Here is a 23,857-nt window from a genome sequence, read left to right as displayed (position 1 = left end):
AAAGGTCCCCGGGGCGCGGAAGCGGCCGAGGGACCTTTCTTTTTTCTTCTTATGAGTTAACGGGTTGGCCGTTCATGTGTAGTCAGGTCACATTGCTTCAACGGAATCAGCTTGCTTCCTTTGATCCATTTGTATCCGAACCAAATGATGATAAAGAGTGGGACACTGACGTAGGATACCAAGATGCCATACCAGTCGATGCTTGAGCCCGTGAAGGCTCCGGTGTTCTGTCCACCGATGGCGATCATACACAAGATAAAGGCGAATATTGGACCTAACGGAAACCATTTGGCGCGGTAAGAAAGCTCGTCGAGCGAATGACCCTGGGCAATGAAGGCTCGGCGGAACCGGTAATGGCAGACCGCAATGCCAAGCCAGTTGATAAAGCCGCACATTCCTGAGGCATTCAGCAGCCAGTTATATACGATCCCGTCTCCGAACAAAGAGGCGAGAAAGGCCAGCATGCCGACCAGCGTCGTCATGATCAGCGCGTTGACCGGAACACCGCGGCTGTTCAGCTTTCCGAGAATTTTCGGTGCAAGCCCATCCTTGGCCATCGCGTAGAGAACCCGGGTGGAAGAATACATGCCGGAATTACCTGCAGACAGAACAGAGCTCAGAATGACGGCATTCATGACGGAAGCGGCGAAGGCAAGCCCGGCCTTTTCAAATACAAGCGTAAAGGGGCTGACGCCGATATTGTTCAGATCCGTTTTGAGCAGGTTCGGATTGGTATAGGGAATCAGAAACCCAATGACGATAATGGCAAAAATATAAAAAATCAGAATCCGCCAAAAGACCTGCCGGATCGCGCGCGGCACATTTTTGCGCGGGTTTTCGCTTTCACCTGCGGCTACGCCGATCAGCTCGGTTCCCTGGAACGAGAATCCGGCAGCCATGAACACGCCTATGATAGCGAAGAAACCGCCATGGAATGGACTGCCGCCGAGATTGAAGTTGCTGAATCCAACGGGCTTGCCGCCGAGGATACCGAAGATCATCATGACACCCAGCACCAGGAATATAATGACCGTTACGATTTTGATAATCGCAAACCAGTATTCGGATTCCCCGTATCCCTTGGCCGAGAGAATGTTAAGTGCGAACATCAACGCCAGGAACAAGACGCTCCAGAGGATGGAAGGAGAGTTTGGCAGCCAGTATTTAATAATGACGGTGGCGGCGGAGAGCTCGGCCGCGATCGTGACCGCCCAGTTGTACCAGAAATTCCAGCCGACTGCAAAGCCGAAGGCCGGACTGACAAAACGGCTGCCGTAGGTACTGAAAGAACCGGAGTCAGGCATGTAGGTTGCCATTTCTCCGAGGCTGGTCATGAGGAAATATACCATGAGTCCGATGGCGGCATAAGCCAGAATGGCTCCGCCGGGACCCGATGAGGATATCGCGCTCCCGCTCGCAAGAAAAAGCCCGGTTCCGATGGAGCCCCCAAGGGCGATCATCGTCATGTGGCGGGCTTTCAGGCTCTGCTTCAGCGAGGTCGCAGGTGTTTTGGTACGCATAACAGTAAAACTTCCCTTCAAGAATAATTTCAATATATTGCATATCATGGAAGGGGATTACCAGTGAAAAAGCCCGCAGGTATAGAATGACCTGCGGGCTTGATATTTAACCTCTGGTTTCCGCATCCGTGCATCCATGAAAGATAGCTCACCACGGCCGGCAGGCTATAAGAAGCCATGGGCCGCGACAGTTCTGTCCCTTTCGGGTACAGCCCCAGCATGCACTTCATAAGGGCGGATGCGCACGCTTCGGCGAAAGCGCCCTTCACCGCAAGTCACAGGCGGCTCTTACGCCTCCTTGCAGCTACTCATCGCTTTCGCAACCTCTACCTCACCTTTGCAGGATGAGGTTATCTTTGAGTATATATTCGGTTGTATCGTTTCTATATAGTAATGCAACGGCGGACACCTGACAATGGATATATCAGGCAACCGGGACGTCCTCGATAGTCGAAATCAGGATTCGTTGCGCTTAGCCATCTGCTGCCACACGGTGCCTGCCGCTTGCTCGCCGGATTCGATCCGCTCAAGCGCCATCCGCGCCTGAAGACTGACTTCGAATTCCGGATCCTGAACGGCTTCTTCCAGTGCATCTCTGGCATCCTCTGTTCCGACTTCGTAGAGGAACCGGGCAGCACGCCAGCGAACAATTTTGCTGCTGTCCTTGAGCAAAGCCTGCATCGCAGGCGTAGCTGCAGGATCACCGATATCCGAGAGTGTGTCTCCGGCGGTGCGGCGTACGGTAGGGGAGCTGTCCTTCAGTGCTTCGTACAGCAGTTCCATGGCTTCAGGTGTGCGCAGATCTCCAAGATAGACAACGGCGAGCCGACGTGTTTGCATTTTTTCGTCATGGAGCGCTCTGCTGAGAATCGGAAGATGCTCTTCCGTAGGCGTCATGTTGTCCATGGCAGCATAACGTACGCGCCAGTCGGCACTGTCCATGGCCTCCTTGAGTTCACCCAGACTCAATTCACGGCGTTCTTCCTCGAATTCTTCGCTGCTTGCCCCATGGGCTATCGCTTGGGAGATGACCTGCTTCAGGCGTTCCTCCGGAAATGCGGCTTCGAGCTCCTGTTCTACCTCCTTGGCGATCTCCTGAAGTTCACCGTAACGGACGCCATAATCCTTCAGCTTGCGCTCTTTGATCATGGTTGCCGCTGCTACCTCCATAACGGCCTCCGTGAAGCGCTGGGAAAGCGCCATCCGCTCTTCCTGCGAGCCGGATTTGACGCGGATCTGCATCGGGATACCACGAAAGAACTGGACGAGGACTTCAGCTTCGCCAAAATGCTCGGCTGCATCCGCGTCATCTTCCAACATGGCATTTTGCATGCCTTCCTGACCGAAGCGTTCTTGGACTTCACCTAGAATTACGGACCAATCGGCGTTGCCCTTGCGCTCAAGAGCGACGAAATCGAGCGTATGGAATACGCTTTTCACCCCTTCAATATGAAGCATTTCCCGAATCCATGATGGAGCGGACCGCTCATTGTCGAGCGTATATGTTTTGCGAATTCCGCTCTCCAGGCTTTCATCGAGATGAAGCTTCATGGAGTTCGGGCTCGGCGTTGGTTCTATGAATTTAATTTTCATGAAAAGAAACCTCCTTATCAATTTCTTACCTCATTATAGTGTACATTACTTTGCACCTAAACAAAAAAAACGAGTTGGATATGAACAGGATTTTTAAGCCAAACTGTTTACGAACGTGCCAGTACTGCAAATCATTACCCGAAGCCGGGAGGGAATCCACGATTGTTCAAGAAGCAGGAGAGGGTTCTGGTTATCATCTGCGTCATTGTTGCCGCGGTCTGCCTTTACGGCGCAGTCAAAGGCTTCATGCGATATATGGACTATTTCGGTTAGGTATTCCGAACATGCTGAAGGAGCTGATGAATGAATGTCTTCACTCGATCCCGTTCTGCTGAGCCGGATTTTAACCGGTCTTACATTGTTCGTTCATATTATTTTTGCCTCTCTTGGCGTCGGAATTCCGGTCATGATCGCGCTGGCCGAGTGGCGGGGCATACGCACCAATGATCCGCATTATACGCTGCTTGCCAGGCGTTGGGCCAGAGGGTTCGTAATTACAGTGGCAGTGGGCGTGGTGACAGGTACATCGATCGGACTCCAGCTCAGCCTCCTATGGCCAACCTTTATACGCGTTGCGGGGCAGGCGATTGCACTGCCGTTGTTTATGGAAACCTTTGCTTTTTTCGTGGAGGCTATTTTTCTGGGCATTTATTTATACACGTGGGACCGGTTCAAGAACAAAGGGACGCATCTGCTGCTGCTCATACCTGTAGCCCTCGGTTCATCGGCGTCGGCTATGTTTATCACCATGGTCAACTCCTTTATGAATGCGCCGCAGGGGTTTACGTTGGCGAATGGGGTTTTAACGGATATTAATCCCATTGCCGCCATGCTGAATACAGCCGCACCGACCAAAGTGGCGCATGTACTGGTATCTTCCTACACCTTGTGCGCGGGGGTTCTTGGCGGGATTGCCGCATTCAGTATCCTTCGGGGCCAGAAGCATGTTTATTTCAAAAAAGCATTAAAGCTGACCGTGGTTTCCACGTTTGTGTTTGCGGTGGCCACCGCGATTATCGGGGATTTTTCCGGCAAATATTTGGCCAAGTACCAACCGGAGAAGCTTGCCGCGGGAGAGTGGCATTTTGAAACCCGGCCTTATGCGACCTTGGTGTACGGCGGCGTACTGGACGATAACAATGAAGTTCGCTACGGGCTGAGAATCCCTTATGCACTCAGTATCCTTGCCGGCAATGCCCCCAACACGGAGGTCATTGGCCTGAATGAATTCCCTGAGGATGAGCGTCCGCCGCTTTCGATCCATTATTATTTTGACACGATGGTGACGCTCGGGGGATTGCTGGTCGTGATTCCGCTGCTCTATATGCTGCGAAAATGGCTGCCGGGCAGGAAGGGTTATCCAAAGTGGCTGCTGATCGGCATTATGGCGCTTGGCCCGCTCTCTTTTGCAGCGATAGAAGTTGGCTGGATGTATGCGGAGGTGGGGCGTCAGCCATGGATCATGCGCGGATACATGAAGGTGACCGAAGCTGCAACGACAGCGGATTACGTAGGCTGGATGCTGGTGCTCTTCATTCTATTGTATCTGGTATTATGCTTTTCCTGCGTCAAGGTGCTGAGCAAGCTTTTTCGCAATAAGGATGCCGTTGAAGAGATGAGAGCACTGGGAATGGAAGGAGCTGAGCCTTAAGTGAGCTACGAAATTGTAGGCATCACCGTACTGTGGGTTTTTTTGTTCGGATACATGATCGTGGCCTCGATTGATTTCGGGGCGGGCTTTTTCAGCTTCTACAGCGTGGTACTCGGGCACGAGAACAAGGTGCACAATATCATTCAGCGTTATCTTTCACCGGTGTGGGAGGTTACCAACGTTTTTCTGGTGTTTTTTTATATCGGTTTGATCGGATTTTTTCCGGATGCGGCTTATTACTACGGTACGGCTCTGCTTGTTCCCGGGAGCCTGGTGATCGTGCTGCTCGCTCTCCGAGGGGTCTACTATGCGTTTAATACATACGGCAGCAGCAAGGAGAACAATAAAATCTACATGGCTTTGTACGGGGCAACAGGTATCCTGATTCCGGCTGCGCTATCGACTATACTGGCGATTTCGGAGGGAGGCATCATTACGGTCCGGGAGGGCAAGGTTGTGATTGGCTGGGTCGACTTTTTTACCAATCCGTATACCTGGTCCGTGATTCTGCTGGCGCTTGTCAGCGTGCTGTACATATCCGCGATGTTCTTAAGCTTTTACGCGAACAAGAGCAGGGATGAGGGAGCGTTTGAGATTTTGCGCAGGTATGCCCTAGTCTGGAGCGGTCCGACAATAGCTGCTTCGTTGCTGGCATTTTTCGAGATCAACCGGCAGAACCCGGAACACTTTCAACGGATGCTGGATCATGCATGGATGTTTGTGATATCGTTCCTCTGCTTCCTGATCGCTGTGTATCTCGTATGGCGCAAGAAGCATCTGGGATGGTCCTTCATTATGGTCATGCTGCAGTTTGCTTTTGCTTGGTTTGGGTATGGTCGATCCCATCTGCCTTATGTGCTGTACAAGCAGATCAGCATCTATGAAAATTTCACGAATGACACGATGGCAATCGCGCTGATCACGGCTTTTGTACTGGGACTGATTGTGCTTGTCCCTTCGCTGGTTTTGATCATGCGTCTCTTTCTGTTTGATGCCAAATACATCCGCGGCAGCTCTGCCAAGAAAGGGTGACGGATCGTGGAGGACTTCTCGATATTCATTGCGCCGATGGGGATTGTGATCGCTTCGATCCTGTTTTTGGCCATCTATATAGTAAAATACAAGGATCCGAGTGATGAGTGACGGGCGGGCAGTACTTGGGAATGCGCCGATTCTCCTGCTGGTACACCGGGTTTCATTCAGGGTAAAATGAAATAACGGATTGTATGAGAAGGAGGGGGAGCTCTTGCCCAAAATTCGCTACGACAATATGGACAACGTCAACACGGACCACACATTAAAGCAATTCAAGCAGTGGCGCCAGGAACGCAAACAGAAGAAAAAAGACTATTCCTTTCAAGTGCCCAATGTACCACCTGAGCTTGACTATCTGCATGCGAACCGTCTGGATACCTCCATTACATGGATCGGACATTCGACTTTTTTTATTCAATATGAAGGGCTCAACATCCTGACCGACCCGGTATGGGCTAAACGGATGGGATTTGAGCGCAGGTTGGGAGAGCCGGGGATCGAAATCGGGGAAGTGCCTCCCGTCGACGTCATTCTGATCTCGCACTCCCACTATGACCATATGCATCTGGCTTCCATACGCAGGTTATACAATGCGGGAACGACGCTGATCGTACCGGTGGGGCTGAAAAAGAAGATGGTCCGCAAAGGCTTCCATAACTGCCTTGAGCTCAAGTGGTGGGACCATACGGTCATCCGCAACGTGAGAATATCCTTTGTGCCTACGCAGCATTGGACGCGCAGGACTCCTTTCGATACGAATACCTCGCACTGGGGAGGGTATATTCTGGAGCCCGCGAATGCCGTACAGTTGGATGCGAAGGAGGAAGGGGCGGAGATGGAACTGCTGCCGCCGAACCTATATTTTGCTGGCGATAGCGGTTATTTCCCCGGCTTTAAGGATATCGGCAAAAGGTATCACATCCATGTCGCGATGATGCCCATCGGAGCGTATGAGCCGGAGTGGTTCATGACCTCACAGCATGTGAATCCGGAAGAAGCCATGCAGGCCTTTCTGGACGTCCGGGCAGAGACTATGATTCCGATGCATTATGGAACATTTCGGCTGGCGGATGATACGGCGCGCGAGGCGCTGGACCGGATGGAGGCTGAGCGGGTGCGGCTAGGCATCGAGGAAGATCGCTTGAAAGTGCTGAAGTACGGGGAAACCCTGCGGATTCATCCCGAGCGGCGGAAGGCCGGAGAGTAGCTCTTGCTCTATTTTTTCCATCAGGAATGTTATGCATGAACGTAAAACGTCCTATCCGGTTGCATCTGCGGCAATGGATTGATAGGACGTTTTCTGATGGCATCAGAAAGAAATCGCTTCGGAACGAGACGGCATCCTCATATCGCAAGAAAAACAACAGCTAAAAGCGGTCTGTCATCTGTGAAGATACGTCGATAAGACGTTTTTTTTGTGCTATAATGTGCTGAAGCCTATTGTGAAAGGGATGGTAATGCTTAATGATCAGTACAAGCGGCGTGACGCTCCGTTATGGAAAGCGCGCACTTTTTGAAGATGTAAATATAAAATTTACACCGGGCAACTGCTACGGTCTGATCGGTGCCAACGGCGCCGGTAAATCGACCTTCCTCAAAATTCTATCCGGTGAAATCGAAGCCAACATGGGCGAAGTTCACATGACACCGGGCGAACGGATGGCCGTCCTGAAGCAGAACCATTTTGAATATGACGAATATCCGGTTCTCGAAACCGTTATTATGGGACACAGCCGTCTGTATGACATCATGAAAGAGAAGGACGCTTTGTATGCCAAATCCGACTTCTCTGAAGAGGATGGCCTTCGTGCAGGCGAGCTTGAAGGTGAATTTGCTGAGCTGAACGGCTGGGACGCTGAGCCGGATGCGGCTGCACTCTTGATCGGACTTGGTATTTCGCGCGAGATGCACGACAAGAAAATGGAAGAGCTAAGCGGCAACGAGAAGGTCCGCGTGCTCCTGGCTCAGGCACTGTTCGGCCGTCCGAATAACCTGCTGCTTGACGAGCCTACCAACCACTTGGACCTCGAATCGATTCAGTGGCTTGAGAACTTCTTGATGGATTATGAAGGCACCGTTATTGTTGTATCCCATGACCGTCACTTCCTAAATAAGGTATGTACGCATATTGCGGATATCGATTTCGGCAAAATTCAGATGTATGTCGGCAACTACGACTTCTGGTATGAATCCAGTAAACTGGCGCTTGAGCTCCAGCGTGATGCCAACAAGAAAAAGGAAGAGAAGATCAAGGAGCTGCAGGCATTTATCCAGCGCTTCTCGGCGAACGCTTCCAAATCGAAGCAGGCTACTTCCCGTAAGAAGCAGCTCGACAAAATTACGTTGGACGATCTTCGTCCTTCAAACCGGAAATATCCGTTCCTGCACTTCAAGCCGGAGCGTGAGGCGGGCAAGCAGCTGTTGACCGTTGATCGTCTTAGCAAGTCTATCGAAGGAGAAAAAGTTCTGGATGAATTGAGTTTCATCGTCAACAAGGGTGACAAGATCGCTTTGGTAGGTCCGAACGGTCTGCCGAAGTCCTTGCTGTTCGAAGTGTTGATGGGTCGTACAGAACCTGAAGCGGGTGAATTCTCTTGGGGCGTAACCACGACTCAAGCTTATTTCCCGAAAGATAACTCCGAATATTTCGATGGGGTGGATCTGAACCTGGTTGAGTGGCTGCGCCAGTACTCCAAGGATCAAGACGAAACCTTCCTGCGCGGATTCCTCGGCCGGATGCTCTTCTCTGGGGAAGAAGCCTTGAAGAAAGCCAGCGTTCTCTCCGGGGGAGAGAAAGTACGCTGCATGCTCGCCAAGATGATGCTGAACGGCGCCAACGTGCTGCTGCTTGACGAGCCAACCAACCACTTGGATCTGGAGTCGATCACGGCGCTGAATAACGGACTCATCGATTTCGACGGAACTATTCTGTTCACATCGCATGACCATCAGTTCATTCAGACGATCGCGAACCGCATTATCGAGATTACGCCAACCGGCATCATCGACAAATCCATGACCTATGACGAGTATCTTGAGAGTGATGAAGTCAAAGGCCTCCGTGAAAAAATGTATCCGAACGGCTTGTAAGCCGATCGATATCACATTTAATGAAAAAAGCTGCTTCCCGAGTGAGGGGAGCAGCTTTTTCGTGCCTTGGAACCGATAGTGATCTATGATCCTCCGGTACGGCGGCGTTGATTGTTTGGTTTTTTATTGTTTTGGCTTTTCATTGCATGCGGTGAATTGCTTTGGAATCCGCCGGGCTTTTGCGAACCGGATTGCTGTTTCTTTTGATCCAGCTTCGCACGGATAGCATCAGCAAGGTTGACCTTTTTGGAATTGTTATTTTCGGACATGGGTAGCCCTCCCTTTAGGTTGTGTCCTTATTCTATCTTTTTTTGTGGTTCCCCACAAGAGATGGAAGGGACAAAACCTCTTTGCCGCTGGCAACTATGTTTCTCTAGACCTACACGGGTCGCATTTGCTAGGATGGGTAAGTACTTTTAGGAACCCTGCTGAAAAGGTGGCTTCGGAACGTGGATATATATGATGATATACGAAAAGGGGAGCGAGGAGCCTGGGTCAGCATTACGGCCTATCTGATCCTCTCCGCCTTTAAACTGGTCAGTGGGTATCTGTTCGCATCGAGTGCGCTGCTTGCGGACGGGTTTAATAATGTGACGGACATTGTGGCGTCGCTGGCAGTGCTGATTGGACTGCGCATATCCCGAAAACCACCGGATTCTGACCATGCTTACGGGCACTTCCGGGCAGAAACGGTTGCCGCTCTGATTGCTTCATTCATTATGGCTATGGTCGGTATTCAGGTCCTGGTTGAGGCGGTACGTTCATTGTTTGCCGGCAAGGAAGCTGAACCGAACTTATGGGCGGCCGGGGTCGCAGTCGTATGTGCGGTTTGTATGTACGGCGTATACCGGTACAATAAGAGGCTGGCACAACAAATCAACAATCAGGCGCTTATGGCTGCTGCCAAGGATAATTTCTCCGATGCCTTGGTCAGTATCGGAGCCGCGGTTGGCATCGTTGGTGCGCAGTTTGGACTGCCATGGCTTGATGTGGCTGCAGCTTTTGTTGTCGGCCTGCTGATTTGTAAGACAGCGTGGGATATCTTCAGAGACTCCACCTATCGTCTGACGGACGGATTCGATCAGGCGGAGCTGAAGGATTTGCGCAGCGCCATCGGCCGCACTCCAGGCGTGGAAGGCATCAAGGATGTTAAAGCAAGGGTTCACGGCAATCATGTCCTGGTCGATGTGGTGATTGAGGTTGATCCCCATCTAAGTATTATTGAAGGCCACCGGATCAGTGACGAAATCGAGGAACGTCTGACGGACATACAGAATATTATGAACGTTCATGTTCATGTGGAGCCCAAGGATTTGGATATATTGGAACCGGAAAGGCATCATCATAGCGTTAAGAAGTAGAGAGTGTGCCCAGGCATGCCCTCTTTTTTTGTTCCAGAAAGCGTAAATAAAGGGGGTATTGAGACTTTAGACCTGCATTTCGCTAAATCCGAAGTTTTTTTGTGAGAAAAGGATCATATGGAAGATCCGGCCTTCTGACTATAATGGGGACAGATAACTCAATATCAGTCATCACAAGGAGGAATTACATGATTAACATCAAGAGAAGCTTGCTTGGATGCCTGCTCGTTTCGGCGGCGGTCTCGGCTGCTATCATACTGCCTGCAGGGCCCAAAGCTGAAGCTGCTTCGGTGATTACGCAAAAGAGTGTAGCTTCCCAAACCGGAGTGATCCAGGGGAGCGTCAAATTAAGGGACAAGCCATCCATGTCGAGTGAAGTGCTGGGATATTTAAAGAACGGAGAAGAAGTTACAATACTCGAAAAGAGCACGACTTATTTCTATAAAATAAAAACATCGACAGGAAAGGTGGGCTATACCAGTACCGCCGATCAATACATAACCGTGAAATCCGGTTCGGGAACAGGTTCCAGTTCACCTTCTAGGCCGGATAACGGTTCCGGTTCTAATGCCGTAAATCCTGCTCCGGTAACACCGCCGGCAGGCTCCAATGCGAATGCCATCATCGAACAGGTTATTCAGACAGGCATGAAGTATTTGGGCACTCCATACGAATATGGCTCGGACCGGAATCAGACCAACACGTTTGATTGCTCGGCATTCACCCGTCAAATCTTCAAGGAAGCGGCAAAGATCGTTCTTCCCGCGGATTCCCGTCAGCAAGGAACATGGATCAAGGAACACGGCGATGCGGTGTATAATGTCGATAACCTCAAAAGGGGAGACCTCGTATTTTTCAAGAATTATGAAGGGTCCAATGTTTCGTCATACCAAGGGATTAACCCGGATCAGGAACGGATTACTCATGTAGCGGTGTACCTCGGGGACGGCAAATTGCTTCACACGTATTCCGAGAAAGCGGGCGGTGTCGTGGTGACCGACTTTAGCAACGCTTGGAAGCTTCGCTTTTTGTATGGCGGCAGCGTGCTTAAATAGTCATCAGAAAAGGGACCGGAGGAATTCCGGTCCCTTTGTTCTGGCAATAAGTAGAATCTCATTTTGTTTACGATCGTTAGATCGGTTTTACATGATGTCGGCTCATGCTGTTATGTATAGAAGGAACTAAAGTCATCAGCTTGAGCAACGAAATTCTTTAGTTCATTCTATTTCTAAAGCTAAAGGTCTTACATTGCCCCTACATGTATCCAAGATGTTCCGATCCAGGTGTAGATTTCAACCCATTCGCCGTTGCCAAGGATGTCCGTGACACGGTTGCCGGTAGCGTACACGACCTGGGGAGCTAGCATATTAGCAATTTTACCGCCCGGCTCGAAATAGAACATCGTATTCTCGGTAAGAATGAGCGGTACATTGCTCAGCGTTTCCGTTTGATCCGCCTTGATGATGGGTTCATCCACCAGTTTAACAGGATCAGCAACAGTTACGGATGTTCCTGAAACGGTTGAAGCTGGAGTTTCTGTTGTCGTGGTCGTATCTGCATCGGCAAATACCGCGGTTCCCATGGAAGCCATGATTCCGAAAGCTGCTGCAAAGGTAACTATTTTTTTCATATGAGTGTTCCTCCTTGGTTTATGTTCTGTTGTTTCTACACTACAAATAACCTTTGCTTGGTAAATTGAACCAACACATTCTGCAAATTATAGGATAATTCTCCCATGAAGCCATGCAGCATAAGTATAAAGATTTTGGAAGATTATCAAAATTCGTCGTATATTCGAGTATAATGAATAGTAAAATTCTTCATAATCCTATCTGAAAGTCGAGTGATGCAGATGATCGCGAAAGAGAATGCGGTAATTTTGTTCCAGGGTGATTCCATTACGGATGCAAACCGGGATAGAGGGCTACATCAAAAACATTTTATCGGGCAAAGCTATGTATATCTCATTTCCGCCAGGCTATCGAACGACAACGCGGAAAAGAATCCGTTGTTCATTAACCGTGGAATCAGCGGCAACCGGGTTTCCGATCTATACGCTCGATGGAATGAAGATGCATTCAGTCTGAATCCGGACGTCATCAGCATCCTGATTGGTGTAAACGATGCCTGGAGAACGATGTCGGGGGAACCGAGCGGCGCCACGGACCGTTTTGAAAGAGCTTACAGGCATTTGCTGGAGGAGACAAGGGAAGTTCTTCCTGATACCCGTCTGATTCTGTGCGAACCTTTCGTGCTTAAGGGATCGGCAACGGAAGAGAAATGGAGTGGATGGAAAGAACTGGTGGGGAGATACCAAGGGATTGTCCGCAAACTCGCCGATGAGTTCGGAGCCATTTTCGTCCCGCTGCAGGATGCTTTTGATGAAGCGGCACAAAGAGCGGAGCCTATATATTGGCTCTATGATGGCGTGCATCCGACAGGCGCTGGGCATGATGTGATTGCAAGACGCTGGCTTGAAGTCGTCCAGAAACACGGTTTCGTCTAAAATTCGAATAAATGGTTGATCCAACGGCCTGCTTCTCGGTAGAGAAGGGGCCTTTTTCATGTTCGTTCGCTGAAGTCCGCCATTTTGCCTGCCTATTCGTTATTCGCTGCCGATTTCAGTATAATAGGAGAATATGAGGGTGAGAGGAGGCGGAATATGAAAGTACTGCTTCGGTTCGTGATCACACTGGTGGTGCTTGTCGTCATTGGATGTGGCATCGGGATCTGGTATATTTCTCCTGATCAAAAGCTGGATATGAATTATAAGGAAATCGACGTGAAGGCTAAGGCGCTGCAAATGCTGAAGACCCGCAAGCCGGAAATTACGCTGAGCGGAAGTGAATTAAACGAGCTTGCGAAAAAGGAACTGCTTAAGCATATGGGAGATATTCCGCAGCAGATTACCGTCACCGGTTCGGATTTTCATTTTAACGGCCAAGAGGTCACGGCAGATATCAACGGCAAGTGGGAAGGATTGATTCCATTTGGCGCCGAACTGAAATTTAATATGGAAGCAAACGGCAGCATACTGGAGCTGCATCATCAGTCCACGCGGGTCAAAGCCATCCAAGTGCCGGCGGAACGCTTTGGACTGGGGACCATCACCGTACCTCTGAAAGACCATTTGCCGGATATGCTGACGGTAGATCATATGGAGTTTCTGCAGGACGGGGTTCGGCTGACCTTTAAGCTCGACTGGCTATCGCTGCCGTCCCTGTTGTTGAAATAGACGGGCAGCAAGCTTCAAAGAACATAAAAAAACCAAGCGCTACAGGAAGTAGCGCTTGGTTTTTTTATAATTCTAACCTTTTGAATATCTCTTTTTTTAGGGGTATCGGTTTCTTAACCTCGTTAAAGCGTTCGGCTGCGGCCGGTGAAGAGGGAAATAATAAAGAGCACCAGGAAGATAAAGAACAATACTTTGGCGATGGTTGCTGCCGCTGCTACGATATTAAAGAATCCAAATATACCTGCGACAATTGCAACGATCAGAAAGATAATTGACCATTTCAACATCTTGAATCACCATGCTTTCATATAATTTGGATGGTTCACGGTATCCCTTAGCTTCCAGTCTGTCATGAGAAGAGGATACCCGGCGGAAGTCTTGTCCGCCCCGTCCTGTATGTTTCTTTAACCTTGCCAAAATGAAATGAAACAACTCCTGCTAGCGGTAAAATAAGCCTTGTTTCGGGTTTTGGAGGATAGGGTAACTAAGGCATATCAGGACATCAAAAACGATACATATGGACTGAGCGTGCAGCTTTCCTATTGAAGGAGAATCGGCCGTTCAATCTATATAGAAAGAGAGGTTTTGCAATGCTCGTAGGAATAAGTATTGCCATCATCGCTGTTGCTTTTGCCGTACTGGTCGTTTATTTGATCAAGACCCTTCTGGCTGCAAAAGATTCTCTGGAGAAAACGACGCAGACACTGCAGGAGGTTCAGCAAACGATTGATGAACTCGGATATGAAGTCAAGCAAATCGTTAGACATGCCAGCGATATTACCGTGGACGTCCAGCACAAGATGAAACAAATCGATCCGGTGATGAACTCGGTTAAAAATTTGGGCGAGGTCCTGAGCGAAGTGACACTTGCCGCCAAACAGGCATCCACAACCATGATTCAAAAATTCAAGCAGACAAGTCCCAGAGTAAACGCCAATCAGCATGCTGCCCTTCCGTCTACTTCAACCGCTGAAGAGCGTACGCTTCAATCCTACGCTTCTACGTATGAAAGCAAAGGGAAATCCGGCTCCAACTGGATGAAGTATGCGGATGTCGCTGCTACCATTTGGCAGAAATTCCGCCACTAAGCTGAGCAGGTAACAAGGCTGATTGAAAGACTGCAGAAAGGGTGAGAAAAAATGTTTGAAATCTTTGCGTTACTGTTAGGTGTGCTTTCTCCCTTGTCCTCCATGTCCGCCGTTCAGCCTGATACCGCCCAGCTTCACTCAGCGGAGCCTGCGGTTCGGCAGGCGGTCGTCCATTTCGCTCAGAAGAGTGCTTCACGGGCTCAAGTATCCATGAGCAGGTTTGATACAATGAACGGCATCTCCCTGAATGATACGAAGAAAGACGTGCTCGCCAAAAAAGGGAAACCGCTTCAGGTTACGCAAGACCGCTTGACGGGCTGTCATGAGTATCATTATAAAGATGCCGTGATCGGCGTATGCGAAGACGTCGTGGATTACGTTCATATTGCCGCGGATTCCGGTAAAATGCAGGTGAATGGAGCCTGGGTACCTCTGAAAAAGGCGGATCTTGAGCGTACGTTTGGCAAGCCGCAGTTTGTGGCCGAAGATGGGAATGTCTTTATCAGAGGCTATCATGCCATTAAGGTATATACCAATTCGGACACGGGGGCGCTTGAAGGCGTCGACTTTTTCGACAGTACCACGGAGTGACGTGGAAGTTCATGGAACCGCGTTTCAGAGCCGGCTCCCTAGGTTAAAAAGTACATGAGCGAGATTACAAATATATGAGGAGAGTGAGAACCATGAATTCATCAACCAATGCAAAATCGTATGCGAAAGTCGTGGAGAACGGAGTTCAGGCTGTCGAGGAAGTGAACCAGCTCCGCAGCAACGGATATGTTTATGACGATATATTTGTTCTGGCCCATGACGGTGACCGTTCGGAACGGATTGCCGAAACGGCCGATGCGGATCAGATTGGCTTGAAAGAAGAAGGCATGTTTGATGCTCTGGCTAATTTGTTCCGTTCACGTGGCGACGAGCTTCGCGCCAAAATTACTTCCATGGGCTTTACAGAAGCGGAAGCCCAGTTTTACGAGAAGGAACTGGACCTCGGTAAAGTTCTTGTCATTGCGAAAAAAGCATAAGATTCCAATGCGTGCTATAGGTTGGATATGATGCAAAAATATAGATAAGGAATGGGACCCGTCTGTCCCATTCCTTATCTATGTTTTTGGAACAGGTGGGTTTTACTGCCCCTCGTTCCAACTACTAAATGGAGTTTGTGGCTGAAAAATCTACGGTATATGTTATATAGTATATAGAGAGAGATTTCATAAAACTCAAATTCATAGAATCGTAAGGAGAGTGTTATGAGAATATTAATCGTTGACGACAATCCGACGAATGTCATTATTATTCGGGAAATTCTGAAAAAGGAAAACTACCGCGATATAGAAACCGCTTCGTCTGCCAGGGGAATGTTTGAACTTTTGGGCGTAGAAGGCTATGCCAGTGAACCGAAACAGGCCAAGCATGTAAATATTGATTTGATTCTGCTCGACATGATGATGCCGGAAATGGACGGGATCGAAGCCTGCCGATTGATTCAGCGGCTCGAGCATTTGAAGGATATTCCGATCATCATGGTTACGGCAGTAGGAGACTCCAAGAAGCTGGCGGAGGCGCTGGATGCCGGTGCCGTCGATTACGTCACGAAACCTATCAATAAAGTGGAACTAATGGCGAGAATCCGGCTTGCACTCCGCTTAAAAAAGGAAAATGATTGGCATAAGGAGCGCGATCAGCGAATCCAGGATGAGCTGAAGCTGGCTGCGCTTGTTCAGAATGCGGTGCTCAGCCCGGCGATCGAAGATGAAACGTTCGAAGTTCACGCCATCTACCAGCCATCCGCCGAGCTTGCAGGTGATTTGTATGCCTGGTATCCGCTCGGGGGCGGAAGGTACGGCGTGATTTTGCTGGATATGATGGGCCACGGCATATCTTCCTCGTTGTTCACCATGTTCATTGCATCCGTGTTGAAGGATACGGTCACGACGTATGTGGAGCCCGAGAAAGTCATTCAGGAATTAAACCGCAGATTTAATCAGCTGTATATCGAAAATCAACTTGTCCAGTATTATTTTACGGCTATTTATTTGGTCGTGGATACCGTCGTGAAGAGAATCGACTATGTGAATGCCGGGCACCCGCCGGCTTTGTTTTTCCAACAAAACGAACAAGTGCTGATGCTTGACAAGGCCTGCTGTCCGGTAGGTCTATTTGACAAGATGGATATTGAACCCCAGACGCTTTATTACGAAGGGGAAGGGCACATTGCATTGTATACGGATGGACTGCTTGAAATCGTTCAAGGAGATCATGAGGATCAGGTTAACTTTCTGATCAGTCATTTAAAAGATTCCCACCGCTGGGATGAAGATAAAATGTTCAAGGCATTTTTTGAGGATAACGGCACTCAGGAGCGGGAAGACGACAAGTGCCTGGTATGGATATCTTTAAAAGAGGGGGAGGCTGCTGAATGAAATTAAAATCCAAGCTCGTCATCGGTTTCGGCGCTATGATGGTTATTCTCATCGCACTCACGATGGTTGGCTATGACCGTTTAAATTACATGAACAAGCAGCTGGACCAAATTTATCAGGAGAGATATCTGAAAGTTAGATATTCAAGCGGTGTGCGGGCGGAAGTGAATAACGTGTCCCGGATACTGGTGAACATTATGCTGAACAAAGAACAATCTTTGACGGACAGCAAACAGCAAATACAAGATATGATCGATAACGGGGAACAGAACTTGAACAAGCTGATTGCCAGCAGCGATTCTCCCGACGAGAAGCAGATGCTGAGTCGGGTTCAAAGTGCCTGGAACGGATACAAGCAGTACGAGGAAAAGCAAATTTTGTTAGCATCCCAAGGCTTATGGGAACAATCCAACACATATCGCAATACGGACGGATTGTCCCTTCAGGTCGAAGCCCTGAACAGCATGAACGAGCTTGCTTCATATCAGGATCTGCAGATCGATAGTGAAATAAAGGATGCTAAAGCAAACTATAACCGTTCCATTCAGGTGACGACGGTAATTATGATTGTCGGTTTGCTGCTGGGGCTAGCCGTGATTATGTGGGTGATTCCAAGTATCACCAAAGGCTTGAACGTGGTATCCATGATGATTAGCAGCTTTGGTAAAGGCCGGATTAAAACGATCCGCCGCATTAAGGTGAAATCCAAGGACGAGATTGGTCAGATCGCTCGTGTATTCAAAGAAATGGCCGAAGATCTGGAAGAGAAGCAGCAGCTGGAACTGACGTATTTGCAAGCTCAAAAGGATCAAAACTGGCTGAATTCCAACGTAAGCCGCATAACCGATCTGCTCCGCGGCATGAATTCAAGACAGCAGGTTTCGCAAGCTTTTATTAGCGAATTCACGCCTGTATTGGGTGGAACGTATGGGGCAATCTATATTCATGATGAAGATAAAGAGCCGAACAAACTGGTTCTCAACGGCACCTACGCCGGTGAAGGAGAACGATCATCCAGAGAAAAGCTGGAGGTTGGGGAAGGGCTGATCGGGCAGAGCGCGCTGGACCGCAAGCCGATCACGACAGAGGTTCCAGAGAATTATTTGTCCGTTTCTTCCGCGTTTGGTGAAACCAAACCTGCTCATCTGATGATTCATCCGGTCGTATTTGAAGATGAACTGCTGGGTGTTATCGAAATGGCTGCATTTGGACCGTTCACGGAGCTGCAGCAGCAGCTGTTCTCCCAGCTAGCCATGAATTTGGGGATTGTGATTAACAATATCAACCGCAGACTGCGGGTGGAAGAACTATTGCGCGAATCGCAGGCGCTGACCGAAGAGCTTCAATGCCAGTCCGAGGAGCTTCAGACGCAGCAGGAGGAACTGAGACGTTCGAACGAGAATCTGGAAGAACAAACCGAAGCGCTCAAGAACTCCGAGGATTTGCTGCAGCGGCAGCAGGAGGAATTGGAGCATTTCAATACCGAACTGATCGCCAAAACGCGCGCACTGGAAGAGCAGATGCAGCAGCTTGAAGAGAAGAATATTGAAGTTGAGGATGCCAAATCGAGGCTGGAACAACAGGCTATGCAGCTGGCGGTTACCAGCAAGTATAAATCGGAATTTTTGGCGAATATGTCCCACGAGCTGCGGACACCGCTGAACAGTCTGCTGATCCTTTCGCAGCTGCTGGCTGAGAACAAGGATGGCAATCTGAGTGACAAGCAAACCGAATATGCTCACACGATCTACATGTCCGGCGCGGATCTGCTGAAGATGATCGATGAAATTCTGGATCTGTCCAAGGTGGATGCCGGCAAGATGGAAGTCAATCAAGAGGATGTCCAGATTCAGGAGTGGAAGAGCTTTGTACACCAAAACTTCATGCCGATGGCGAACAAAAAACAAGTCGCGCTGAAGGTTTATTTTGAAGAGGAACTTCCTGAATCGATTGAAACGGATGGCCACAGGGTGAAGCAGATCATTCGTAATCTCCTGTCCAACGCTTTTAAATTCACAACGAAGGGCTCCGTAACGTTCAGCGTCAAACGGGCCGATTCTACGAAGCTGCCTTCTTATTTGGACCCTAATAAGCCATACCTGGCTGTAGACGTGAAGGACACGGGCATCGGCATTCCGAAGGATAAGACCGATCTTATTTTTGAAGCCTTCCAGCAGGTGGATGGCACCACAAGCCGCAAATACGGCGGTACGGGGCTTGGCTTATCCATTAGCCGCGAACTGTCCAGATTGCTTGGCGGAGGCATTCAGGTGCAGTCGGCCGAAGGAGAGGGCAGCTGCTTTACGCTATACTTGCCTTTAACATCGAATGCTGATGCCGGGGTTGCCCACGCCGAGGCTGCAGCTTCCTCCGAACTTTTATTGGATGAAGATACAGAGAATACGAAAAAGAAGAAAGAAACAGTACAAAACGATGGTCCGGCTCCAGTCCCAATGGAGGATGACCGGAATCATATTGCCGATAAGGATAAAGTACTGCTCATTATCGAAGATGATGTCAACTTCGCGAATATCCTGCTGGATATGGCCAGAGGACGCGGATACAAAGCGCTTGTGGCCAGTCAGGGGGATGTCGGCCTGAAAATGGCTCAGTCATACCTGCCCGATGCGATTATTCTGGACATTCAGCTTCCGGTCATGGACGGCTGGTCGATTCTGGGCGAGCTGAAGAGCCAATCGGCCACGCGCCATATTCCGGTCCATATTGTTTCGGTAGTGGATGAAGTGAAGCAAGGACTGAAAATGGGGGCCATCGCCTATTTGAAGAAGCCATCTTCCAAATCGGCGCTGGAAAAAGCATTCTCGCATATTGAATCGTATACGGATAACTCGGTGAAGCATCTGCTGATCGTGGAGGATGACGAGATTCAGCGAAACTCCATTATCGAGTTAATCGACCATGATGACGTGGCCATTACGGCGGTATCGACGGGAAGAGAGGCTCTGCACGAGCTGCGCAACCAGCGGTATGACAGCATGGTTCTGGATTTGATGCTGAGCGATATGACCGGATTTGAGCTGCTGGATCAAATTCAGAAGGATGAAGAGCTCGAGGATCTCCCGATTATTATCTATACAGGGAAGGATCTCGACAGCAAAGAGGAAATGCAGCTGCGCAAGTATGCCGAATCCATCATTATCAAAGACGTGAAATCCCCTGAACGGCTGCTGGATGAGACCACGCTGTTCTTGCACCGGGTTGAGGCGAATCTTCCGGAGGACAAACGCAAGATTTTGCAAAAGCTGCATAATAAAGAGGTTTTGTTTGAAGGTAAACGAATCCTGCTTGTGGATGACGATATCCGTAATGTTTTTGCGCTCTCCAGCGTACTGGAGGGATATGATATGGAGGTAACCTTTGCGGAGAACGGCCGGGAAGCGATAGAGATCCTTAACAGCGGCAAGCACTTTGACCTTGTCCTGATGGATATGATGATGCCGGAGATGGATGGGTATGAGGCCATGCGCCTGATCCGCCAGAATCCAGAATTCCACAAGCTCCCGATTATCGCCCTGACCGCCAAGGCCATGAAGGAAGATCGTTCGAAGTGTATTGAAGCCGGTGCATCGGATTATGTTAAAAAACCGATCCAAACGGAGCAGCTTCTTTCACTAATGCGCGTTTGGCTGTATTCGTAAACCCGGTTTTGGGGTAATAGATAGAAATATCGAATCAAAAGTTGGATGTAAGTCTCGTAAGTAGGAAATAAATCAGGGGGAACATGAATGGATTTTTGCATATCAGATGATTATGATGACAGCTTACCGGAAGCAGGAGACCGGGAGCGTGAGGATATCGAACTGGAACTGTTGCTGCAAGGCGTCCATCGTTTATACGGCTATGATTTCCGAAACTATGCGCTTCCTTCCTTACGGAGGCGAATATGGCATTTTATCCATTCGGAAAATTTAAAGAATATATCTGCATTGCAGGAGAAAGTGCTTCATCAGAGACCCGTATTTGAACGCATGGTTCACAATCTGTCGATACCTGTGACGGAAATGTTTAGGGACCCGGGACTCTTTATGACATTCCGGAAAAAGATCGTGCCTCTGCTTCGCACCTATCCGTACATCCGGATATGGCATGCGGGCTGCTCGACAGGAGAAGAGGTATATTCCATGGCTATCTTGCTGCATGAAGAGGGGTTGTATGAGAAGTCGAGGATTTATGCGACAGATATGAACGACCGTTCGCTGGAGATTGCCAAGCAAGGGATATTCGGAATTGAGAAAATGAAATTGTATACGAAGAACTACATTGAAGCGGGAGGAACCCGCTCCTTTTCAGAATACTATACAGCCAAATACAATTCGGTTATTTTCAAGCCGTTTTTGCAAAAAAACATCATTTTTGCGGAGCATAACTTGGCTACAGACCGGTCCTTTAATGAATTTAACGTTATATTCTGCCGTAATGTGATGATCTATTTCAATGACACGCTTCGGGACCAAGTGCATGGACTATTCCATGAAAGCTTAAGCCGATTCGGCATCTTGGTTCTCGGATCGAAAGAATCTATTCAATTTACGGAATACAGTGATTGCTACGAACCGCTGGACCGGGTGGAGAAAATTTACCGGAAGATTAAATAGAGTTATGGGAGGATTCCATGGGGGTTCAAGAACCGATTCATATATTGTTGGTAGATGACCGTCCGGAGAATTTGCTTGCCCTGGAAGCCGTGCTGGAGAGTGAGCAGTACAATTTGGTGAAGGCGACGTCGGGTGAAGAAGCGCTGCGCTGCCTCCTGAAAGATGAATTTGCCGTGATCGTCCTGGATGTGCAAATGCCAGGCATGGATGGGATTGAAACGGCCAAACTAATAAAGGCAAGGGACAAGACGAAGGACATTCCGATTATCTTTATTTCGGCAAACAGCAAAGAGGCGGAGCACTTGTTCGCGGGTTACTCCGCGGGTGCCATTGACTATATGGTCAAGCCTTTTATTCCGCAAATTCTGAAATCAAAAATCGAAGGCTTCGTCGAAATGTACCTGACCAATAAAAAGCATAAGACCCAGTCGATGCTGCTTCAGCAAAAAACGCAGGAACTGGAGAAAATAAATCACGAGCTGGTTCAAGCGAAGGAAGCGGCGGAAATCGCCGCCAAGGCCAAGACGGAATTTTTGGCGATGATGAGCCATGAAATCCGAACCCCGATGAATGGGGTTATTGGCATGGTGGATCTGCTCATGGAGACGGATTTGAAGGAAGAGCAAACGGAATACGCCGAGATCATCCGCAGAAGCGCCGATGCGCTCGTGACGGTGATTAACGATATTCTGGATTTTACCAAGATGGAATCCGGCAAAATGGAGCTGGAGGAGCACCCCTTCGACCTTCAGAATTGCATTCAGGAAGTGTTCAGTCTGTTTTCCGTTGAGGCTGGCAAAAAGAACCTGGAGCTGGTGTATTTCATTGAAGAGCATATTCCTCATGTGGTCTTTGGAGATATGGCAAGACTACGCCAGGTATTGATTAATCTGATTGCCAACGCGCTTAAATTTACCCATCAGGGCGGCGTGTATCTCATGGTTTCATCCCGCGAACAGTCGGAGGATTCCATTAACATCGAATTTGCTGTCAAAGATACCGGTATCGGCATTTCCGCGGATAAGCTGGATCGCCTGTTCAAGCCCTTTTCCCAGCTGGATTCTTCTATGACTCGAAAATACGGCGGCACCGGATTGGGCCTTGCCATTTGCAAATCGCTCGTCGAGATGATGGGAGGGGATATCCGCGTGGACTCTTTGGAAGAAAGGGGAGCCACCTTTATTTTCAATATTGTCGTGAAGGAGCCGGAACAGGATGAAAGTCTGAGCGGCCGCAGCGATGAACTTCGTTTGCATGTGAATCGGGATCAAAATGCCCCACCGGATGTCCTTGTAGTAGACGATCATCCGGTGAATCAGAAGCTGATGGTTAGCATGCTGGGCAAGCTGGGTCTGAAAGCGGACGTGGCAGAGGATGGTAAACAGGCCGTAGAGAAGGCGCAAGCAGGCGCGGGCTATCCATTTATTTTCATGGATCTGCAAATGCCGGTGATGGACGGACTGGAGGCTACAGCGCTCATACGCAAGCAGCAGAGGGCTTCAGGCCGCCAGCCGATCATCATTGCGATGACCGCCAACGTGATGGAAGGGATTCAAAACCGCTGCGAAGAAGCGGGGATGGATGACTACATCAGTAAGCCGGTCAAGATGAGCAGCGTTAAGAAGCTGTTGACCCGCTATCCCATTCCTATGTCTCGTGAAACCCTGCAAACACCGGATGTGAAGATGAATCAGGCCTAGGAAAACATTACCTCGGAAATATCGTCGCTAATTGTGATTCAACCCTATGGTTTAAGGGTTATTTGATAAAGAAAACAATTATATAAAATGAACTAAGGATTATCCTGCATCTCCTGAACTCCACGTTGTTTCCAACAGGAGAAGGTTCATCTGTTCTTAGTCCAATTTATTTATCGGGAGAGAATGTCTATGAATACAAATAGAAACGAAAAGTTCAATGCAACGACAGAACGAAATGAAGGATCTTGCACCGTGTATTTAAGTGGAGAACTTGATTTATCGGTTGCTCCCGATTTCAGGCTTGTGATGGAACCGCTCATCGGGGATTCTGATCTTGATTTGATTATTAACATGAGGGATTTGAAATACATCGATAGCACGGGCATCGGTATCCTGTTGTCCATTCTGAAAGCAAGACACGGGATGAATGCCCGCTTTGTTGTGGATGAGGTTCCTGCCCAAATTCAAAAACTGTTTGACATGACGGGTATTGCCAAGTTTTTTGCCCCTAATGAGAATTCCCAATAGGAAAGGATCGAAGA

At 49.0% G+C, this 23,857-nt stretch carries 22 protein-coding genes and 1 riboswitch; of the genes, 17 read left to right on the top strand and 5 right to left on the bottom strand.

The window, feature by feature from the left end; translation table 11 throughout:
- Positions 1-56: 56 nt before the first annotated feature.
- Both GRF59_RS27520 and GRF59_RS27515 read right to left on the bottom strand, forming a co-directional pair.
- Positions 57-1,520 (bottom strand): amino acid permease, encoded by a 1,464-nt coding sequence (locus GRF59_RS27520; RefSeq protein WP_160500934.1) that lies wholly within the window; start codon positions 1,518-1,520, stop codon positions 57-59.
- A 136-nt stretch (positions 1,521-1,656) separates the two neighbouring features.
- Positions 1,657-1,857: riboswitch (Lysine riboswitch) on the bottom strand.
- A gap of 119 nt (positions 1,858-1,976) precedes the next feature.
- Entirely contained in the window at positions 1,977-3,113 is a 1,137-nt protein-coding gene (locus GRF59_RS27515; RefSeq protein ID WP_160500933.1) for a virulence factor, read from the bottom strand.
- Positions 3,114-3,420: 307 nt separating this feature from the next.
- Here GRF59_RS27515 and GRF59_RS27510 point away from each other — a divergent pair, with 307 nt between their 5' ends.
- The 5 genes from GRF59_RS27510 to GRF59_RS27495 all read left to right on the top strand — a co-directional run bounded on the left by GRF59_RS27510 (position 3,421) and on the right by GRF59_RS27495 (position 8,889).
- Positions 3,421-4,764, top strand: coding sequence for a cytochrome ubiquinol oxidase subunit I (locus GRF59_RS27510; RefSeq protein ID WP_160500932.1), 1,344 nt, complete (start codon positions 3,421-3,423; stop codon positions 4,762-4,764).
- A complete protein-coding gene (locus GRF59_RS27505) occupies positions 4,765-5,796 on the top strand; it encodes a cytochrome d ubiquinol oxidase subunit II (protein WP_160500931.1) in 1,032 nt (343 codons plus the stop codon).
- A gap of 6 nt (positions 5,797-5,802) precedes the next feature.
- Positions 5,803-5,907, top strand: a complete 105-nt coding sequence (cydS, locus tag GRF59_RS30335) for a cytochrome bd oxidase small subunit CydS family protein (protein WP_423802987.1) — start codon at positions 5,803-5,805, stop codon at positions 5,905-5,907.
- A 103-nt stretch (positions 5,908-6,010) separates the two neighbouring features.
- Positions 6,011-7,006 (top strand): MBL fold metallo-hydrolase, encoded by a 996-nt coding sequence (locus tag GRF59_RS27500; RefSeq protein WP_160500930.1) that lies wholly within the window; start codon positions 6,011-6,013, stop codon positions 7,004-7,006.
- A 257-nt stretch (positions 7,007-7,263) separates the two neighbouring features.
- The gene (locus GRF59_RS27495; RefSeq protein ID WP_160500929.1) at positions 7,264-8,889 is read left to right on the top strand and encodes an ABC-F family ATP-binding cassette domain-containing protein; all 1,626 of its coding nucleotides are present in this window, start codon (positions 7,264-7,266) and stop codon (positions 8,887-8,889) included.
- A gap of 83 nt (positions 8,890-8,972) precedes the next feature.
- Here the strand turns inward: GRF59_RS27495 and GRF59_RS27490 are convergent, their stop codons facing one another.
- A complete protein-coding gene (locus GRF59_RS27490) occupies positions 8,973-9,158 on the bottom strand; it encodes a hypothetical protein (RefSeq protein ID WP_160500928.1) in 186 nt (61 codons plus the stop codon).
- 180 nt (positions 9,159-9,338) lie between these two features.
- Between GRF59_RS27490 and GRF59_RS27485 the strand changes: the two genes are divergently transcribed.
- Both GRF59_RS27485 and GRF59_RS27480 read left to right on the top strand, forming a co-directional pair.
- On the top strand, positions 9,339-10,250 hold the full coding sequence (locus tag GRF59_RS27485; RefSeq protein WP_160500927.1) for a cation diffusion facilitator family transporter: 912 nt from the start codon (positions 9,339-9,341) through the stop codon (positions 10,248-10,250).
- 188 nt (positions 10,251-10,438) lie between these two features.
- Positions 10,439-11,305 (top strand): C40 family peptidase, encoded by an 867-nt coding sequence (locus GRF59_RS27480; RefSeq protein WP_160500926.1) that lies wholly within the window; start codon positions 10,439-10,441, stop codon positions 11,303-11,305.
- 188 nt (positions 11,306-11,493) lie between these two features.
- Here GRF59_RS27480 and GRF59_RS27475 read toward each other — a convergent pair whose 3' ends face one another.
- The gene (locus GRF59_RS27475; RefSeq protein ID WP_160500925.1) at positions 11,494-11,880 is read right to left on the bottom strand and encodes a hypothetical protein; all 387 of its coding nucleotides are present in this window, start codon (positions 11,878-11,880) and stop codon (positions 11,494-11,496) included.
- A gap of 222 nt (positions 11,881-12,102) precedes the next feature.
- Between GRF59_RS27475 and GRF59_RS27470 the strand changes: the two genes are divergently transcribed.
- Together GRF59_RS27470 and GRF59_RS27465 are read left to right on the top strand one after the other, a co-directional pair.
- Positions 12,103-12,756, top strand: a complete 654-nt coding sequence (locus GRF59_RS27470; RefSeq protein WP_160501004.1) for an SGNH/GDSL hydrolase family protein — start codon at positions 12,103-12,105, stop codon at positions 12,754-12,756.
- Between the two features lie 156 nt (positions 12,757-12,912).
- Complete coding sequence (locus GRF59_RS27465; RefSeq protein WP_160500924.1) at positions 12,913-13,485, top strand: hypothetical protein; 573 nt, start codon at positions 12,913-12,915, stop codon at positions 13,483-13,485.
- A 122-nt stretch (positions 13,486-13,607) separates the two neighbouring features.
- Here GRF59_RS27465 and GRF59_RS27460 read toward each other — a convergent pair whose 3' ends face one another.
- Positions 13,608-13,772: a DUF1328 domain-containing protein gene (locus tag GRF59_RS27460; RefSeq protein WP_127605059.1), complete on the bottom strand. Its 165-nt coding sequence runs from the start codon at positions 13,770-13,772 to the stop codon at positions 13,608-13,610.
- Positions 13,773-14,075: 303 nt separating this feature from the next.
- On the opposite strand from GRF59_RS27460, the gene GRF59_RS27455 reads away from it, so the two are divergent.
- The 8 genes from GRF59_RS27455 (at position 14,076) to GRF59_RS27420 (ending at position 23,843) form a co-directional block, all read left to right on the top strand.
- Positions 14,076-14,573 carry a DUF948 domain-containing protein gene (locus GRF59_RS27455; RefSeq protein WP_160500923.1) on the top strand — a complete coding sequence of 166 codons (498 nt, stop codon included), beginning with the start codon at positions 14,076-14,078 and terminating at the stop codon, positions 14,571-14,573.
- Between the two features lie 51 nt (positions 14,574-14,624).
- Entirely contained in the window at positions 14,625-15,164 is a 540-nt protein-coding gene (locus GRF59_RS27450) for a hypothetical protein (RefSeq protein ID WP_160500922.1), read from the top strand.
- Positions 15,165-15,256: 92 nt separating this feature from the next.
- Positions 15,257-15,601 (top strand): YflT domain-containing protein, encoded by a 345-nt coding sequence (locus GRF59_RS27445; RefSeq protein ID WP_160500921.1) that lies wholly within the window; start codon positions 15,257-15,259, stop codon positions 15,599-15,601.
- Positions 15,602-15,826: 225 nt separating this feature from the next.
- A complete protein-coding gene (locus GRF59_RS27440) occupies positions 15,827-16,999 on the top strand; it encodes a PP2C family protein-serine/threonine phosphatase (protein ID WP_160500920.1) in 1,173 nt (390 codons plus the stop codon).
- Positions 16,996-20,658: a response regulator gene (locus tag GRF59_RS27435; protein ID WP_160500919.1), complete on the top strand. Its 3,663-nt coding sequence runs from the start codon at positions 16,996-16,998 to the stop codon at positions 20,656-20,658. The genes GRF59_RS27440 and GRF59_RS27435 overlap by 4 nt, the downstream gene beginning before the upstream one ends.
- Positions 20,659-20,745: 87 nt before the next feature.
- Entirely contained in the window at positions 20,746-21,615 is an 870-nt protein-coding gene (locus GRF59_RS27430) for a CheR family methyltransferase (RefSeq protein WP_160500918.1), read from the top strand.
- Between the two features lie 17 nt (positions 21,616-21,632).
- A complete protein-coding gene (locus tag GRF59_RS27425; protein ID WP_160500917.1) occupies positions 21,633-23,315 on the top strand; it encodes a response regulator in 1,683 nt (560 codons plus the stop codon).
- A gap of 189 nt (positions 23,316-23,504) precedes the next feature.
- Positions 23,505-23,843 (top strand): STAS domain-containing protein, encoded by a 339-nt coding sequence (locus tag GRF59_RS27420; protein WP_160500916.1) that lies wholly within the window; start codon positions 23,505-23,507, stop codon positions 23,841-23,843.
- Positions 23,844-23,857 lie beyond the last annotated feature (14 nt).

Source organism: Paenibacillus dendrobii, assembly GCF_009807035.1.
Lineage (GTDB): Bacteria > Bacillota > Bacilli > Paenibacillales > Paenibacillaceae > Paenibacillus_AQ > Paenibacillus_AQ dendrobii.
Note: the sequence above shows the minus strand (reverse complement) of the source record. Positions and strands in the feature narration are given on the sequence as shown.

Excerpts from the sequence above, each read along its gene's own strand:
- GRF59_RS27425 (WP_160500917.1), top strand. The coding sequence starts at position 21,633 with ATGGGGGTTCAAGAACCGATTCATATATTGTTGGTAGATGACCGTCCG.
- GRF59_RS27515 (WP_160500933.1), bottom strand. The coding sequence starts at position 3,113 with ATGAAAATTAAATTCATAGAACCAACGCCGAGCCCGAACTCCATGAAG.
- GRF59_RS27460 (WP_127605059.1), bottom strand. The coding sequence starts at position 13,772 with ATGTTGAAATGGTCAATTATCTTTCTGATCGTTGCAATTGTCGCAGGT.
- GRF59_RS27510 (WP_160500932.1), top strand. The coding sequence starts at position 3,421 with ATGTCTTCACTCGATCCCGTTCTGCTGAGCCGGATTTTAACCGGTCTT.
- GRF59_RS27450 (WP_160500922.1), top strand. The coding sequence starts at position 14,625 with ATGTTTGAAATCTTTGCGTTACTGTTAGGTGTGCTTTCTCCCTTGTCC.
- GRF59_RS27435 (WP_160500919.1), top strand. The coding sequence starts at position 16,996 with ATGAAATTAAAATCCAAGCTCGTCATCGGTTTCGGCGCTATGATGGTT.
- GRF59_RS27420 (WP_160500916.1), top strand. The coding sequence starts at position 23,505 with ATGAATACAAATAGAAACGAAAAGTTCAATGCAACGACAGAACGAAAT.
- GRF59_RS27495 (WP_160500929.1), top strand. The coding sequence starts at position 7,264 with ATGATCAGTACAAGCGGCGTGACGCTCCGTTATGGAAAGCGCGCACTT.
- GRF59_RS27455 (WP_160500923.1), top strand. The coding sequence starts at position 14,076 with ATGCTCGTAGGAATAAGTATTGCCATCATCGCTGTTGCTTTTGCCGTA.
- GRF59_RS27440 (WP_160500920.1), top strand. The coding sequence starts at position 15,827 with ATGAGAATATTAATCGTTGACGACAATCCGACGAATGTCATTATTATT.
- GRF59_RS27490 (WP_160500928.1), bottom strand. The coding sequence starts at position 9,158 with ATGTCCGAAAATAACAATTCCAAAAAGGTCAACCTTGCTGATGCTATC.
- GRF59_RS27475 (WP_160500925.1), bottom strand. The coding sequence starts at position 11,880 with ATGAAAAAAATAGTTACCTTTGCAGCAGCTTTCGGAATCATGGCTTCC.
- GRF59_RS27465 (WP_160500924.1), top strand. The coding sequence starts at position 12,913 with ATGAAAGTACTGCTTCGGTTCGTGATCACACTGGTGGTGCTTGTCGTC.
- GRF59_RS27520 (WP_160500934.1), bottom strand. The coding sequence starts at position 1,520 with ATGCGTACCAAAACACCTGCGACCTCGCTGAAGCAGAGCCTGAAAGCC.
- GRF59_RS27480 (WP_160500926.1), top strand. The coding sequence starts at position 10,439 with ATGATTAACATCAAGAGAAGCTTGCTTGGATGCCTGCTCGTTTCGGCG.
- GRF59_RS27470 (WP_160501004.1), top strand. The coding sequence starts at position 12,103 with ATGATCGCGAAAGAGAATGCGGTAATTTTGTTCCAGGGTGATTCCATT.
- GRF59_RS27445 (WP_160500921.1), top strand. The coding sequence starts at position 15,257 with ATGAATTCATCAACCAATGCAAAATCGTATGCGAAAGTCGTGGAGAAC.
- GRF59_RS27430 (WP_160500918.1), top strand. The coding sequence starts at position 20,746 with ATGGATTTTTGCATATCAGATGATTATGATGACAGCTTACCGGAAGCA.